The sequence below is a fragment of the Buchnera aphidicola (Pemphigus populi) genome (assembly GCF_964058935.1).
Lineage (GTDB): Bacteria > Pseudomonadota > Gammaproteobacteria > Enterobacterales > Enterobacteriaceae > Buchnera_C > Buchnera_C aphidicola_D.
The window spans coordinates 327,751-344,519 of record NZ_OZ060372.1 but is presented as its reverse complement, the minus strand read 5'-3'; the positions used below and the strand labels follow the sequence as shown (position 1 = coordinate 344,519).

Genomic DNA, 16,769 nt, shown 5'->3' with positions numbered 1-16,769 from the left:
GACGTTATCGATATATTTATTATGTGATTATATCAGTCAATCTATTATTTTTAATTTTTTTTATTTATTTCTTTACATTTTGTAATACGAACGAGGTTAATACGATATTGTGTAGCCTCTACAATATGAAAATATAATGGAGCAATATAAATAGTTTCTCCTGTTAGAGGTAATTGTCCTTTTTGTGAAATTAACAAACCAGCTAAAGAAGCATAAGTATTTTTTGTTTGTATCAATTCTTTTGTATTTAATAATTGTTGTAAAGAATGTAAATCTGTACCTCCTTTCACTAACCAACTATTTTTTTCTACTATAACTTCCGGAGTTTCATCTTCATCTGGAAACTCTCCTGCAATTGCTTCTAACATGTCTAAAGGAGTAATTAACCCTTGAATAACTCCAAATTCATTAGTAACTATTACTAAACCACCTTTAGCTCGTCTTAAAACTCCTAATAAATTAATAGGATCTGAGGTATCGGGAATAATAATAGGAGGAGTTTTGGATGCAAATGTGGTTACATCTATATTTTTATCAATAGCAACTAATAACTCTTTTGCTCTAACTATACCAATAATTTCATCTAGTTCATTTTTACATACTGGGAATAAACTATGAGGTGTATCTAATAATTGCAATCTAATACTGCATGTATCTTGATCTGCATTGACCCAAGATATTTCTCTTCTAGGAGTCATTATGCTTCTAATAGAACGAGCAGCAAGAGTGAGTACACCGTTTATCATATATCTTTCTTCATCCTTAAAATATTCTGTTTCTGGTACTGATTTATACGATATTTTTTTATTTTGTTCTTTATTTAAAATCGTAGTAACATTATTTTTTTGTTCTCTAATAATTAAACGTAGAATAGCTTCAGCTGCTCTTTGTCTCATGGGACGACGAGATTGATGAAGAAGAAAATTTCGACGTGCTATTTGATTAAATAATTCAATTAGGATGGAAAATCCTATGGCTGCATATAAATACCCTTTGGGTATATAAAATCCAAATGCTTCTGAAACTAGACTTAATCCTATCATAAGAAGAAAACTCAAACATAATACCACAACAGTTTGATGTAGATTTACAAATTTAGTGAGAGATTTCGAAGCTAATAACATTAAACTCATGGCAATAATTACTGCTATCATCATTATTATTAAATTATTAACCATACCAACAGCGGTAATTACAGAATCTAATGAAAAAATCGCATCTAATAAGACCATTTGAATAATTACAGTCCAAAAATTAGCACAATTTTTATTATTATTATTTTCTTCTGGATGATTTTCTAATCTTTCATGCAATTCTACAGTTGCTTTGAATAGTAAAAAAAAACCTCCAAATAGTAGAATTAGATCACGTCCTGACAGGGTAAAATATTGATTAGTAATTAATACAGATCGTAATGTTACCATCCAGGATATTAATGATAGTAATATTAAACGCATTAATAAAGTAAGACTGATTCCTAATATACGAGCTTTATCGCGTTGATAAAATGGAAGTTTGTCCGCTAAAATAACTATGAATACTAAGTTATCAATTCCTAGTATTACTTCTAATACAATGAGTGTAAGTAATCCAACCCAGGTTGATGGGTCTAAAAGAAATTCCATTAAAAACTCCATGGAAAAATAAGCAGCATAACATTTAGTATGTTTAGTAAAAAAGTAATTAATTCAAGGAATATAAGATTAGAATAAAATATTTATTTAATTTTAATAACATTATATTATGACATGAATTTTAATAATATTAAAGATACGATTGGTGTGTATCTATATAATGTATATAGAATATTATTTAGATATATAAATCATAAAGACCTATGTATTGATATGTAAAAATCTTTAAAAAATATTTTTATTTTAATATGCAAGTGTTTACAATATTACATATAAAAAGGTTCTCTGTAGCAGAAACTTTTTTCTGTCTTGAACTCTAAATGTAATATTTTACTCTTTAATAATTTTTTAAAAATATTTCCTTTAACAGAAGAAAAATTTAAAAAACGTATTTACTACCGTTATCTGGTATAATCAGGATAAAATATTTAAAACTAATAATGACTGAAAATTTTTTACTACAAAATATTTTAAGGTGAATTACAATATAAAAAATATCAGATGTATAATGAAATTAATCGTATTGCTTAATCTCATTATACATATTTTTATACTATCTCTAGTATATATATTTATTAAAAATTTTTTATTTAAAAATTGTATAAAGTAAAAAATACTTAAAATAAAAACACTATTTTATTTTTTAATATATATCATAGATATGAATTATTATACAATGCAGTAATTCTTTTATCTAATGGAGGATGAGACATAAATAAATTTATTATTGATTTATTTTTTCCATTAATACAAAATGCAAGTATACTGCTTGATACTTGTGGTTCATAGCTCATTTTTAACTTTTCTAATGCAGCAATCATCTTATTACGACCAACTAATCTGGCAGATCCTGCATCAGCATGAAATTCTCGGTAACGTGAAAACCACATAGTAATAATACTAGCTAGCATTCCAAATATTAACTCTAATACAATTGAAGTAAAAGAATATATCATAGAATGACTACTTTTAGACTCATTTTCTTCTTTATTTCCTGATATAATAGCAGAAACTGATTGTGCAATCAGACGTGATATAAATATTACAAATGTATTCACAACTCCTTGTACTAAAGTCATAGTAACCATATCACCATTAGCAATATGACTAATCTCATGCGCAATTACTGCTTCTGCTTCATCTTTAGTCATATTACTTAATAATCCAGTAGATACAGCAATTAAGGAAGAATTACGACGTGCACCTGTAGCGAAAGCATTCATATCTAAAGCGTCATAAATAGCTATTTCTGGAGTAATAATACCCATTTTTTTAGCTTGTTGTTTAACTACTTTAGTTAACCAAATTTCATTTTCATTAGATGGGTGATGAATAATTTTTCCGTTAACAGATCGTAAAGCAATCCATTTTGACAAAAGTAATGATACTATGGCACCACTGAATCCAAATAATCCAGATATAATTATTAAACCATATATACTATGAGATTTAATTCCTGTAAGACTAAGAATTATTCCAAATATGAACATAACAGATAAATTAGTCAACATAAAAAGAATAATACGCATCATAATATTTTTCCTTGAATTCGCAAAATATAAGTATATAAAAGAATTATTTTTATAATACATTTGTTTAAATGTTTTTAACTAAAAGATTACACTTAATGAAATCATTTTTATTTAAATATATTTAATATATAGTAACTTTTACTAAGATTATTTTATCATAAATACCTTTACATTTTAAAAAAATAATCTCATTAATAAAAAAAATATAAATTTTATTTAATAAGTAGATTATTAATAATATTCATTTCTTTATAATATTCACAAATAATTTTTATATATAAAATATTTTTATATATAAATATGATGAAAAAATTTTATTTTTGATATGATAAAATTAATATTTTTAATGATTAATTAAATTATAATATTTTTAAAAAATATTAAGAATAGTAATTCTGATGTGATTTTTTAAAAAAATTTACAATACTAATTGTAAAGATTAAAAAATATTTATTTCAATAATTAAAATTAAATGTATCGAATAATTATTCAACGTGATCTGTTTATTTATTAACGTTTAATATATTCAAATATATAAATATTAATTTAGTAATGATTATGTTGAATAGATATTAATAGTATTAATTAATAATTAATGTTATGCCAAATTCTGCCATCTTGTTGAATGATTTTCTTAGATTCATGAGGACCCCATGTACCAGCTGTATAAAGCTTTGGAGATTTTTGTTTTTTATCCCAAGTATGAATAATTGTATCAATCCATTTCCATGATTCTTCTACTTCTTCTCTACTAACAAATAATGTTTGTATGCCCTTCATGCTTTCTAATAGCAATCGCTCGTAAGCATCCGATAAACTATTTTTATCCAGTGTATCGGAATATTTAAAATTTAAATCAATATTATTTAATATGTGTTCAGAATTTAAACTAGGTACTTTGTTTAAAATTTGAAGAGTAATTCCTTCATTTGGCTGTAACGTAATGATGAGCTTGTTAGATGATAATCTTTTATTATTATCATTAAATAAATTCATTATAGGTTTTTTAAAAGAAATCACTATTTCTGAACATTTGATAGGTAATCTTTTTCCTGTGCGTAAATAAAATGGGACACCAGACCATCTATGATTATCGATATTAACTTTCATAGCAACAAAAGTTTCAGTATTGCTATTATTATTAGCATTGTCTTCATTAATGTAAGAAGGTACTGAAATACCATTTAATTGACCAGATGAATATTGACCAAGAATAATATTTTTGTTAAAATTAATCGGATTTATATGACGTAAAGCACGTAATATTTTTATCTTTTCTTTTCTAATACTATTTGTATTCAAATTTTTAGGAGGAGACATTGCAACAATAGATAAAATTTGTAATAAATGATTTTGAACCATATCTCTAATTTGTCCAGATTGATCAAAATATCCCCATCTGCCTTCTATCCCTACTTTTTCAGCAATAGTAATTTGTACATGATCAATAATTTTATTATCCCAATTATTAAAAAATAAAGTATTTGCAAAACGTAATGTAAGTAAATTTAATATGGTTTCTTTACCTAAATAATGATCTATTCTGAATATTTGATATTCTTTAAAATATTTACTTACTTGATTATTTATTTCTTGTGATGTTTTGAAACATGTGCCTAATGGTTTTTCTATTACTATCCGGGTTGGAGGAGTATTTAATTGGATTGCTCCTAGCCCTCGGCATATGGCACCAAATATACTAGGGGGGACTGCAAAATAGCTGATGATAATATTATTTTTTTGATTTAGTATATTTTTTAATTTTATAAAATTTTCTATATGATTAACATCTAGATTACAAAAAAATAATCGCGTACATAATTTTTTTAAATAGAAATTATTTATCTTATCTTTCATAAAAACACTTAATGATTCTTTTACAATAGAATGAAAAAAAAATTTATTCCAATTAGCGCGTCCTACTCCAATAATTCGTGTATTTTCATGCAATTGATTATTTTTTTCTAATTGGTAAAGAGCTGGTAAAAGTTTTCTACGAGTCAAATCACCTTTAGCACCAAAAATAACTAAATCACAAGCTTCATTTATTTTCGTGACCATTTTTATCCCTTTTTTATCGTCTTGAATCTATTCTTTCAAAAATCAATATTATTAATAATAATTTATGTTAAAAAATTATTTTAGATGAAATAATATATGACTACGTTTAATATTTTTTCTAATTTATATTAGAAATAATGTTATATATTAATAATATATTTTTTAGTATATATAATATTTTTAAATAAAATAAATTTTTGTACATAAAGTTTAATATTGATTGATATATGCAATATTTATTTTTATTTATATATACATATATTAATTATTGATTGATATATTTTATATATAATAATAATGTCAATACGTATTTTATAAGTTAATTATATACATAATTGTTTTTAATAAATGATGATAATATCATAGATAATAATCTAATTTAGATACCATTTTATTAATATAAAATACTTTTGTTTTTAATTACGTATAAATTATTTTTATTATTTGACATCACTATATTATACTTGTATTTATTATCAATAAAAGTATAAATAAGTTTTATAAAATATTATTTTTTTAAAAAATATTTTTAATTTTTTTTAACGAGGACAATATATGTTAGAACGTCTTAGAAGAACAAAAATAGTTGTTACGTTGGGACCAGCTACAGATAAAGAAGATGTTCTTGAAAAAATTATTAAATCAGGAGCTAATGTATTAAGATTAAATTTTTCTCATGGTAAAAAAGAAGAACATCAATATAGAGCAAAAATAGCTAAAAGGATAATGAAAAAATTAGGTTATCATTTAGCTTTGCTTGGTGATTTACAAGGACCTAAAATTCGTATTTCCAAATTTAAAAAAAATAAAATAAATTTAAATATAGGAGATTTGTTTACATTAGATTCAACTTTAAATCCTAATTTAGGAGATCAAAATCAAGTAGGTATTGATTATAAAAATTTACCTAAAGATGTTGTATCTAACGATATTTTATTATTAGATGATGGAAGGATTCAATTAAAAGTATTGGAGTCTACTCATGAAAAGGTATTTACAATAGTATTAATAGGTGGATGTTTATCAAACAATAAAGGAATCAATAAATTAGGAGGAGGATTATCTTCAGAATCTTTAACGAAAAAAGATAAGAATGATATTATTTTAGCATCTAATATTGGAGTTGATTACCTAGCAGTTTCCTTTCCAAGATGTGCTCAAGATCTACATTTAGCTAGAAAATTAGCACATCAAGCTGGTAGTCATGCAAAAATAGTTGCTAAAATAGAAAGAGCCGAAGTGGTGGAAAATGATTGCATCATTGATGAAATTATATTATCTTCTGATGCTATTATGGTAGCAAGAGGTGATCTAGGTGTAGAAATTGGAGATCCTGCATTAGCAGGTATTCAAAAAAATCTTATAAGAAGAGCTCGTCAATTAAATAGAGTAGTAATCACTGCAACACAAATGATGGAATCCATGATTGACAATCCGATGCCTACTAGAGCAGAAGTGATGGATGTAGCAAATGCTGTATTAGATGGAAGTGATGCCGTCATGCTTTCGGCAGAAACTGCTTCAGGAAATTATCCTTCAGAAACAGTGATGATGATGTCAAAAATATGTCAAGGAGCAGAGAAAGTACCGAGTATCAATGTTTCAAGACATCGATTAAATTTAAAGTTTACTAATATAACAGAAACTATTTCTATGTCTGCTATGTATGCAGCGAATCATTTAGAAGGAGTTCGTGCTATAATTGCTATGACAGAATCAGGAAGAACTGCTCTAATTACTTCTCGAATTACATCAGGTCTTCCGATTTTTGCTTTATCTCGTCATAAAAATACATTAAATTTAGCGACTTTATATAGAGGTGTGGTACCAATATATTTCAATAACGAAAATTTAGGTACATCTGCTGAAAAAGATGCTATTATTTTGTTATATAAAAAAGGATTTCTATCATTAGGTGATCTGGTGATTCTTACAAAAGGTGATAAAATAGGAAAAAGTGGTCAAACTAATACAACTAAAATACTAAAAGTTTTTGAATGATTTTTAAGTAAATTTATATAATCATTTTTTATATTTTATATAAATTTAATATATTTCACTTAATAATTATTAATTATTAATTATAATTTTTTTTACATATAGTTTAAAAAACTACCATGATTATAAATAATGTATTCTTATTTCTTTATTGAATATAGTATTCTTAAGTAATATAGAAATACCTTATTTTATTTAACGTAAAAAACAATGTTATATATAACATCAATATATTATTTATTAATAAATAATATAAATTATAATTTAAATATATGAATTGTTATTCGTATATTTTTTAAGAAATAAAAAATAAATATTTTTAATATAATATTATATAACATCAATATGTTTTAAATATTTTAAAACTGGTGTGGTAGTATAATTTAATTAATTTTAATATTTTATATACTAAACATGTACTCATTAATTCAATTGAAAAATATTTTTATCAATTTCAATCATCGTTGTATTCTTTCAAATATTTCATTAAATTTAATACCAAACCAAATTCTAACTTTAATAGGACCCAATGGTGCAGGGAAATCTACATTAGTAAAAGTTATTTTAGGTTTATTAAAACCTAATTCTGGGAAAATTTTTCGTAAAATAAATTTAAAAGTTGGTTATGTACCTCAGAAATTATATTTAAATACAGCTCTTCCTATTACAGTAGATCGTTTTATGAGATTATCTAAAGGTATAACTAGATCATTAGTCACTGCAGTTTTAAATCGCATCAATATAGTACACATACAAGATTATCAATTACAAAGATTATCTGGTGGTGAAATGCAACGTATGTTACTAGCTCGAGCTTTATTAAAAAAACCAGAATTATTAATATTAGATGAGTGTACTGAAGGTATAGATATTACGGGACAAATTGCTTTATATAAATTAATCAATAATATTCGTTACGAATTACAATGTTCTGTATTAATAGTTTCTCATGATTTAAACTTAGTTATGGCAAGAACAGATGAAGTAATATGTTTAAATCAACATATATGTTGTTCTGGTACACCTGAAATAGTTTGTAAAAACTCAGAATTTATTTCTATCTTTGGTGTATCAGGAATAAAAAATTTTGCTTTATATCGTCATGAACATAATCATCATCATGATTTTTAATACATAATATATGAGGTAAAATTATTTTTAATTATGACTGAATTACTTTTTCCAGGATGGTTAGCAGGGATTTTATTAACTTTAGCTACTGGTCCTTTAGGTTCTTTTATTGTATGGCGTCGCATGTCTGCTTTTGGAGATACGTTATCTCATTCTTCTTTACTAGGATTATCTGTAGGAGTTTTATTTAATATTAACTCTTTTTATATGATTTTATTTTTTTTGTTATTAATTTCCAGTTTCATCGTTTTGTTAGAACATATTTCTTTTCTTTCTTTGGATACAATATTAGGTATAATATCTCATAGTGCTTTATCTTTAGGAATGATCATATTAAGCATAATGTCAGAAAAAAAAAGAATTAGTATTGCTAATTATTTTTTTGGAAACTTATTAAAAGTTAATGATGTAGATTTAATGATTATAGTATCAGTTATTATTGTTATTTCATTTTTTTTAATTTTTTATTGGAGAGAAATATTATTTCTTACAATCAATCCAGAATTAGCAATAGTAGATGGAATTAATATTGCTAAAATTCGTTTAATTTTCATCTTAATGACCACTTTAGTGATAGCGATTTCTATAAAATTTATAGGTTCTTTAGTTGTAACTGCATTACTAATCATCCCTTCTTCTACCGCAAGAAGATTTGCTACTTCTCCAGAAAATATGGCTATGCTTGCTTCATGTATAGGCATGTTGGGAGTTACTATTGGAATGGGAATAGCTATATTTTTTGATATTCCAACTAGTCCATCTATCGTTTTGTTTTTATCATTTTTCTTTTTATTAAGTAATTTTAAAAATTATAATTTTAAATAGGTACACATGTATTAGTTTTTATTTTTTTATATAAATAATATTTATTTGTAATAAAATTATATTTTTTATTTTATTCAGTATTAATTATTTTTAAATTATGATAAATGTTTTTAATGTCTGCATTATTTTTTAATTTTTTAATGAATTTACTAAAAATAATATTTTCTTCTTTATTTAAACTAAGAAAAACATAAGGGGAGACGAATAATTCTGTATAACTGGGTTTGATATTAATGGAGCTCAGTTTTTTTTTAACAATATTTAACGAATTTATATCAGAAATTACTTTAACATATTGAGTATTGTGATTAAAAATATATTCAGCACCATATTGTATGGATATATTTTTTATTTTTAAAATGTCAAGTTTTTTTAAATAAAAAATTGCTCTTTGTTTTTTAAAAATATGATTTACAGATGCAATAGGTACTAAATTAAAATTAAATTTAGAACAGATGTAACGTATATCGGAAACAGTTCTATTTTTGTTATTACTTAAACAATCTAACATAATAGCTATTCCTTTTTTACCAAATATTCCGTATTGGGTTTTTTTAAAATCAGAGTTTTTAGCAATAGATATATTTTTACTAATAGTTTTTTTTATAGTATTTCGAGACATGTTATAATTCAGAGCTTTTTCTATAATAGTACGTAAATTTGGATTTGTGTCGGGATTTTCTCCTCCGGATTTAGAGGCAACGATAAGTTCTTTAATTATTTTTGTAAAAATTTTACTTTTTTTGAAATCTTGAGCAGCCTTACGATGTTTCGTATTAGCCCATTTGCTATGTCCTGCCATTTTTTATTATTCTCTAAATCATTCTTATAAAAATTTTTTATTGTTTTTTTTGATATCAATATATAATTCTTTTAGAATATTCATATCAATGTTACTTGGAGCGTTGGTCATAAGACAAGATGCTGAAGTGGTTTTTGGAAAAGCAATTACGTCTCTAATATGATTACTATCGGTCAAAAGCATTGTCAATCTATCTAATCCAAAAGCGATACCTGCATGAGGAGGTGCTCCATAACCCAATGCATCAATAAGAAAACCAAATTTTTCTTTTTGAATAGCAGAATTCATACCAAGAATTTCAAAAACGGTTTTTTGCATTTTTTTAGTATAATTTCTTACTGAACCACCTCCTACTTCATATCCATTAATAATCATATCGTAAGAATTAGCAATTGCTAATTCTGGTTTTTCCTTTATTTTTTCGATGGACATGTTTTTAGGAGCTGTAAAAGGATGATGTATGGAAGAAAAGCTACCTGATTTATGTTTTTTAAACATAGGAAAATCAACTATCCATAATGGTTTCCAACTCAACTTTTTAGTAATATTGGTATCATTTCCTATTTTTAATCGTAAAGCACCTAATGCTTTATTAACTATATATTTTTTATCTGCCATTAATAATAGTAAATCTGTATTTTTTGCTGATGTTCTTTTTATTATTTTTTTTAATGTTTTTATATTTAAACAATTAACAATTGAACCTTGCATACCTTTTTTCTCTAATTCTATATTGTTAATTTTAATATCGATTAAGCTTTGTGCTCCATACTTTTTTACGAAACTTATATATGAATTTATTTTTTTTCGGCTTAATATATTCCCTCCAGGAATACATAAAACTGCTATTCGATAATTATCATTATTTATGTATTTTGAAAATATAGAATGATTATCACATGCTAATATATCAGCAATATCCGTTAATTCAATTGGATTTCTTAAGTCTGGTTTATCAGAACCAAAACGTTGTAAAGACTCGTTAAAGGTTATTATAGGAAATTTTTTTAAATCTATTTTTTTTATTTTTATCCATAGTTTACGTATTAATTTTTCCATAATATTACGCAATTTTATGGGATTAATAAAAGACATTTCGACGTCGATTTGTGTGAATTCAGGTTGTCTATCAGAACGTAGATCCTCATCTCGAAAACATTTTGTGATTTGGTAATATCGATCAATTCCTGAAATCATTAATAATTGTTTAAATAATTGAGGAGACTGAGGTAATGCATAAAATTTTTCTGGATGTACACGACTAGGTATTAAATAATCTCTAGCACCTTCAGGTGTTGGTTTTGTTAATATAGGTGTTTCAATTTCTAAAAATCTATTTTTTTTCATAAAAGATCTTACGATATAATAGATATGATTTCTTATTTTAATTTTTTCTATCATATCAGATCTACGAAGATCTAAATACCTATATTTTAAACGTAGTTCTTCGGTATTATTTTTTTTGTAATCTATAGGTAAAATATCAGAGGTATTTATAATTATTAATTGATATGCAAATACTTCTATATCTCCAGTATTTAAATTAGGATTTTTGTTTTTCTTTTCTCTTTCTCGAACTATGCCTTTTACTTGGATACAAAATTCATTTTTAAGCCTTAAAGCATCTTGAAAACATATTGTTTTGGAATCAAAAAAAATTTGAATAATACCTTCTTGATCACGCATATCAATAAAAAGAATATTTCCAAACATACGACTTTTATTAACCCAACCGCACAGAATTACTTTTTTATCAATATCTGATAATCTTAATTCTCCACAATATTTCGTTCTCATTATTTTCCTTTAATACAAATATACTTTCTTTTTTTATATAAAAAATTATGCTATTTTTATAATTTTAAATATTTTAAAAATTTTTATAATATAGTCTAGAGGATCTTACTTATTTTAAAACTAGATCAATTATAAAATAAACAATATTTTTATTAAAAATAAGTATAAGAATATAATTTATTTAAAAAATAAAAAAATAACAATCTATATTATTTTTTATGTTATTTATAAGATAACTCTTAGAGAGTAAATATATTAATTATTTTTAAAATAAACATTTCCTTTAAAAGAATAACATTATTATAAAAAATAATAACTTTATAAATACCATAAAGAGAATTGATTATTATCTGCTTCTAAATATAATTCTACCTTTACTAAGATCGTATGGAGTAAGTTCTACCGTAACTTTATCTCCAGTTAATATACGAATATAATTTTTTCTCATTTTTCCTGATATATGAGCAATAATAATATGTGTGTTCTCTAATTCTACTCGAAATGTGGTGTTTGGTAATGTATCGATTACAACACCTTGCATTTCTATATTTTCTTCTTTTGTCATTGAATTCTCTAAATTTAATTTTGATAGTTTTTGCTGATTTATAAAAATATGAAATCAATTATAATATATATAACACTATATAAGAATATATTTTAAATTAATATTTTTTAGCACTTAATATTAATAATAAAGTGCTATTGATATAGCAAAGATATTAAAATTATTTAACATAAATATATTTTATATACAATATACCAAACTAAATTATAATATTTATATGTACATATAATTTTCTTTAATATTTTTATGCAGAATATATGTTCCATTTTATAATAATTTTAGGCAATAAATTAGTTTATTTTGTCTAAATAACGTTCGGCATCTAATGCAGCCATACATCCGGTTGCAGCAGAAGTAATAGCTTGTCTGTATACATGATCTATAACATCTCCTGCAGCAAAAACACCTGGAATACTGGTTTCAGTTGAGTTTCCATGAAGGTTAAAATTTACTTTTATGTAACCATCATGCATTTCTAATTGATCTTTAAATAAATTACTATTAGGAACATGTCCTATAGCTATGAACAATCCAGATATACTTAATATTTTAAACTCTTTTATATTACTCATTTTTTTAATAAGTATTCCAGTAACACCATTTTTATCACCTAATATTTCATCTATAAAAAAATCTGTATGTAAAATAATTTTTTTTTCGTTAACTTTTTTTAAAAGACGAGATATTAATATTTTCTCTGCTCGAAATGTTTTTTTTCTGTGAATAAGATGAATTTTGAAAGCTATATTAGATAAATATAATGCTTCTTCTATGGCTGTATTTCCACCTCCCACAACAGCAATATTTTTATTTTTATGAAAAAATCCATCACAAACAGCACATGATGATACTCCTTTCCCTTTAAATATAGTTTCAGATGGCAATCCTAAATAACGAGGTGATGCACCGGTTGCAATAATAACAGCGTCAGATGTATATTCTTTTTTATCTTCTGTAATGAAGTAAAAAGGTTTTATTTTAAAATTAACATTTTTAATTGTATCTTCTAAAATATATGTGCTAAATTTTTTTGCATGCAGATTCATTTTATACATTAATTTTAAACCAGTTAATTTTCCATAATTTCCAGGCCAATTTTCAATTGTATCAGTATTCATTAATTGTCCACCAGGATTGGGTCCTGTAATCAATACTGGTTTTAGATTAGCTCGCGATGCGTAAATTGCTGCAGTATATCCTGCTGGACCAGAACCAATTATAATTAACCTTTTATGGTTATTCATTTTTTTTTTCATTTATGCTATCATTTTTATACATATAAGATATTATATTTTTATTTCATAGTAACCATAAAAGGAACAAATTACAATATATGGTTTATGATATTATTATAGTTTATTAATCAAAAATTAATATTTACGAATTAATAAGTTGATTTCCTTGCTAATTATTTTATACATTAGGAATTTTTATTGAAATCTATTTAATAAATTATTTTAAAAATCAATTATTAAAAATATTTTAATTATTAAATTAATATATGAAATTTTATCATATTATTTTCTTTTTAAAGATAAATTTAAAATAAAATAAATAATTTAACATATTAAAATTATTATATACAGAAAATCATGATATATATGACATATATCAATAAAATAATTCGTCTATATTACGAATAATGATTAGATTAATATTTAATTATAAAAAATACTCACTGTTATTAATATAATATACACATACTAAAATATATTATGCTTGATTATAATCTATTACGCAATGAACCTCAATTAATTGCTAAAAAATTAGCACGACGCGGTTTTCTTTTAGATGTAAAAAAATTTTTATCTATGGAGGAAAAAAGAAAAGCATCACAAATAAAAACTGAAAGATTACAATTTAATCGCAATAAATTGTCAAAATTAATTGGACAAAAAAAACATATACACAAAGATATGCAATTATTAATAGAGAAAGTGAACAAAATCAATCAAGATTTAAGTATCGCTAAATTAGAATTTGATAAATTAAAGAAACAACTTGATAATTTTTTAATAGACTTACCTAACATACCTGATAATGATATACCTGATGGTATGGTATCTATGAATAACAAAGAAATCCTGCGATGGGGGAAGATAAAAAGATATAATTTTTTTGTTAAAGATCATGTTGATTTAGGGAACCATTTAAATGGTTTTGATTGGAGTACAGCAGCAAAAGTATCTGGATCTAGATTTGTAATTATGAAAGGGAAAATTGCTTTGTTACATCGTGCTCTAGGTCAATTTATGTTAGATTTACACACAAAAAAACATGGATATATAGAAACTAATGTACCATATTTAGTTAATCGTAAAAGTTTATATGGCACTGGTCAGTTACCTAAATTTAGTGATGATTTATTTTACACAAACTATTTATCTGAAAAAAGTAACCAAGAAAATTATGTGTTGATACCAACTGCAGAAGTGCCATTGACTAATTTAGTACAAAATACAATTTTAAAAGAAAAAGAATTACCTATCAAAATAACTTCTCTTACCCCTTGTTTTCGTTCAGAGTCCGCTTCTTATGGAAAAGACACTAGAGGTTTGATCCGTATGCATCAATTTGATAAAGTAGAAATCGTTCAAATTGCGCATCCTAATAAATCTATGGAAACATTAGAAGAATTAACTAATCATGCAGAAAAAGTACTACAGTTATTAAAATTACCATATAGAAAAGTATTGTTATGTTCAGGAGATATAGGTTTTGCTGCAACTAAAACATATGATTTAGAAGTATGGTTTCCAAGTCAAAATATTTATCGAGAAATTTCTTCATGTTCTAATATGTCAGATTTTCAAGCTCGTCGTATTAAAGCGCGTTTTTATAGCAATAAAGATAAAAAAAATTATTTTATTCATACTGTCAATGGTTCGGGATTAGCTATAGGACGAACATTAGCAGCGGTTTTAGAAAACTATCAGTGTGATCATGGTGTCATTGAAATACCTGAAGTGTTAAGAGTTCCTTATATGAATGGTTTAGAATTTATCTCTTAGTATCACGTTGAACTAATGATATATATGAAATATTTAATATATATTAAAAATAATAATTTTATTTGAGAAAAACTTTATTTTAAATTCTACATTAATAATTTTATTGTAAATAATATTCATAATAATACGTATTTATTATTAATAATAATAATAATTAACTCTATTGATGACCATTAATTTAATTAAATCAATATAATAGGTTGTAATAAAAACTTTTTTTCTTTAAATGTATGTATGTATAAATTTTTATTTAATGTAAAAATTATAAATTTAAAAAAGAGATAAAAATAATGGAAAAAATTTATAATTTTAGTGCAGGTCCAGCAATGTTGCCGATTCCAGTAATGAATCGAATAAAGCAAGATTTATGTAATTGGAAAGGATTGGGTACATCAGTAATGGAAATCAGTCATCGTAGTGAGTATTTTCTTAGATTCGTAAGAGAAACTGAAGAAGATTTAAGGGAGTTGCTAGAAATTCCATCTAATTATAAAGTATTATTTTGTCAAGGAGGAGCTCGAGGCCAATTTTCTGCTATTCCTGTAAATTTATTAAATCAATCTAGTTGTAACCCTGATTACATAGAGAGTGGTTATTGGTCTCAAGCTGCGCGTATAGAGGCAGAAAAATATTGCACACCTAATGTTATTAATATTAGAAAAAAATTTAATAAAACAAACGCTATTTTATCTATATATGATTGGAAAATATCGTCACAATCTGCGTATATTCATTATTGTCCAAATGAAACTATTGATGGTATTGCTATTTATGAAGAACCTAGTTTTGATGATAAGATCATTATAGGTGATTTTTCTTCAATGATTTTATCTCGGATTATTAATATAAAAAAATATGGTCTTATTTATGCTAGTGCACAAAAAAATATTGGAATAGCTGGAATAACATTAGTCATCATTCGAGATGATTTATTAAAAAATAATAATATTGCACCTTCTATATTAAATTATCAAATATTATCGAATAATAATTCGATGTTTAACACTCCTCCAACTTTTTCCTGGTACATCTCTGGATTAATTTTTAAATGGTTAAAGAATATAGGTGGTATTAAAAAAATTCAAGAAATAAATAACAATAAAGCAGATTTATTATATAAAACAATAGATAATAGCAATTTATATATTAATAATATAAACAATATTAATCGGTCTAATACAAATGTTACGTTTCAATTGTTAAATAATAATTTAAATAATTTGTTTTTAAAAGAATCTTATGATAACGGTTTACATGCTTTAAAAGGACATTGCATAGTAGGAGGTTTTAGAGCATCTATTTATAATGCCATGCCAATAGAAGGAGTTGAAAAATTAGCAAAATTTATGATTGACTTTGAAGATAAATATGTCTAATTACTTTTACAGTATTGAATTTAAATATTAATTTAAT

Annotated in this window: 12 protein-coding genes; 5 read left to right on the top strand and 7 right to left on the bottom strand. The window is 24.3% G+C overall.

Features of this window, described 5'->3' with window-relative positions:
- Positions 1-50: 50 nt before the first annotated feature.
- From AB4W65_RS01430 to zwf, 3 genes are all read right to left on the bottom strand, one after another.
- Positions 51-1,625, bottom strand: a complete 1,575-nt coding sequence (locus tag AB4W65_RS01430; protein ID WP_367673396.1) for a TerC family protein — start codon at positions 1,623-1,625, stop codon at positions 51-53.
- Between the two features lie 662 nt (positions 1,626-2,287).
- Entirely contained in the window at positions 2,288-3,166 is an 879-nt protein-coding gene (gene htpX, locus AB4W65_RS01425; RefSeq protein WP_367673395.1) for a protease HtpX, read from the bottom strand.
- A gap of 585 nt (positions 3,167-3,751) precedes the next feature.
- Positions 3,752-5,227 carry a glucose-6-phosphate dehydrogenase gene (gene zwf, locus AB4W65_RS01420; protein WP_367673394.1) on the bottom strand — a complete coding sequence of 492 codons (1,476 nt, stop codon included), beginning with the start codon at positions 5,225-5,227 and terminating at the stop codon, positions 3,752-3,754.
- A 555-nt stretch (positions 5,228-5,782) separates the two neighbouring features.
- Here zwf and pyk point away from each other — a divergent pair.
- The 3 genes from pyk to znuB all read left to right on the top strand — a co-directional run bounded on the left by pyk (position 5,783) and on the right by znuB (position 9,181).
- Positions 5,783-7,228: a pyruvate kinase gene (pyk, locus tag AB4W65_RS01415; RefSeq protein ID WP_367673393.1), complete on the top strand. Its 1,446-nt coding sequence runs from the start codon at positions 5,783-5,785 to the stop codon at positions 7,226-7,228.
- A 411-nt stretch (positions 7,229-7,639) separates the two neighbouring features.
- Entirely contained in the window at positions 7,640-8,356 is a 717-nt protein-coding gene (znuC, locus tag AB4W65_RS01410; RefSeq protein WP_367673392.1) for a zinc ABC transporter ATP-binding protein ZnuC, read from the top strand.
- A gap of 33 nt (positions 8,357-8,389) precedes the next feature.
- A complete protein-coding gene (znuB, locus tag AB4W65_RS01405) occupies positions 8,390-9,181 on the top strand; it encodes a zinc ABC transporter permease subunit ZnuB (RefSeq protein WP_367673391.1) in 792 nt (263 codons plus the stop codon).
- Positions 9,182-9,251: 70 nt separating this feature from the next.
- On the opposite strand, the gene AB4W65_RS01400 is transcribed toward znuB, so the two are convergent.
- From AB4W65_RS01400 to trxB, 4 genes are all read right to left on the bottom strand, one after another.
- Positions 9,252-9,983 (bottom strand): YebC/PmpR family DNA-binding transcriptional regulator, encoded by a 732-nt coding sequence (locus AB4W65_RS01400; protein ID WP_367673390.1) that lies wholly within the window; start codon positions 9,981-9,983, stop codon positions 9,252-9,254.
- Between the two features lie 24 nt (positions 9,984-10,007).
- Positions 10,008-11,780, bottom strand: a complete 1,773-nt coding sequence (gene aspS / locus AB4W65_RS01395; protein WP_367673389.1) for an aspartate--tRNA ligase — start codon at positions 11,778-11,780, stop codon at positions 10,008-10,010.
- Positions 11,781-12,126: 346 nt separating this feature from the next.
- On the bottom strand, positions 12,127-12,345 hold the full coding sequence (gene infA, locus AB4W65_RS01390; protein WP_367673388.1) for a translation initiation factor IF-1: 219 nt from the start codon (positions 12,343-12,345) through the stop codon (positions 12,127-12,129).
- 290 nt (positions 12,346-12,635) lie between these two features.
- Positions 12,636-13,601, bottom strand: a complete 966-nt coding sequence (trxB, locus tag AB4W65_RS01385) for a thioredoxin-disulfide reductase (RefSeq protein WP_367673387.1) — start codon at positions 13,599-13,601, stop codon at positions 12,636-12,638.
- Positions 13,602-14,060: 459 nt separating this feature from the next.
- Between trxB and serS the strand changes: the two genes are divergently transcribed.
- The gene (serS, locus tag AB4W65_RS01380) at positions 14,061-15,356 is read left to right on the top strand and encodes a serine--tRNA ligase (protein WP_367673386.1); all 1,296 of its coding nucleotides are present in this window, start codon (positions 14,061-14,063) and stop codon (positions 15,354-15,356) included.
- Between the two features lie 290 nt (positions 15,357-15,646).
- Positions 15,647-16,732, top strand: coding sequence for a 3-phosphoserine/phosphohydroxythreonine transaminase (gene serC, locus AB4W65_RS01375; protein WP_367673385.1), 1,086 nt, complete (start codon positions 15,647-15,649; stop codon positions 16,730-16,732).
- The last annotated feature ends 37 nt before the right edge of the window (positions 16,733-16,769 follow it).

Coding starts and splice junctions, on each gene's coding strand:
- AB4W65_RS01430 (WP_367673396.1), bottom strand. CDS start 1,625: ATGGAATTTCTTTTAGACCCATCAACCTGGGTTGGATTACTTACACTC.
- htpX (WP_367673395.1), bottom strand. CDS start 3,166: ATGATGCGTATTATTCTTTTTATGTTGACTAATTTATCTGTTATGTTC.
- zwf (WP_367673394.1), bottom strand. CDS start 5,227: ATGGTCACGAAAATAAATGAAGCTTGTGATTTAGTTATTTTTGGTGCT.
- pyk (WP_367673393.1), top strand. CDS start 5,783: ATGTTAGAACGTCTTAGAAGAACAAAAATAGTTGTTACGTTGGGACCA.
- znuC (WP_367673392.1), top strand. CDS start 7,640: ATGTACTCATTAATTCAATTGAAAAATATTTTTATCAATTTCAATCAT.
- znuB (WP_367673391.1), top strand. CDS start 8,390: ATGACTGAATTACTTTTTCCAGGATGGTTAGCAGGGATTTTATTAACT.
- AB4W65_RS01400 (WP_367673390.1), bottom strand. CDS start 9,983: ATGGCAGGACATAGCAAATGGGCTAATACGAAACATCGTAAGGCTGCT.
- aspS (WP_367673389.1), bottom strand. CDS start 11,780: ATGAGAACGAAATATTGTGGAGAATTAAGATTATCAGATATTGATAAA.
- infA (WP_367673388.1), bottom strand. CDS start 12,345: ATGACAAAAGAAGAAAATATAGAAATGCAAGGTGTTGTAATCGATACA.
- trxB (WP_367673387.1), bottom strand. CDS start 13,601: ATGAAAAAAAAAATGAATAACCATAAAAGGTTAATTATAATTGGTTCT.
- serS (WP_367673386.1), top strand. CDS start 14,061: ATGCTTGATTATAATCTATTACGCAATGAACCTCAATTAATTGCTAAA.
- serC (WP_367673385.1), top strand. CDS start 15,647: ATGGAAAAAATTTATAATTTTAGTGCAGGTCCAGCAATGTTGCCGATT.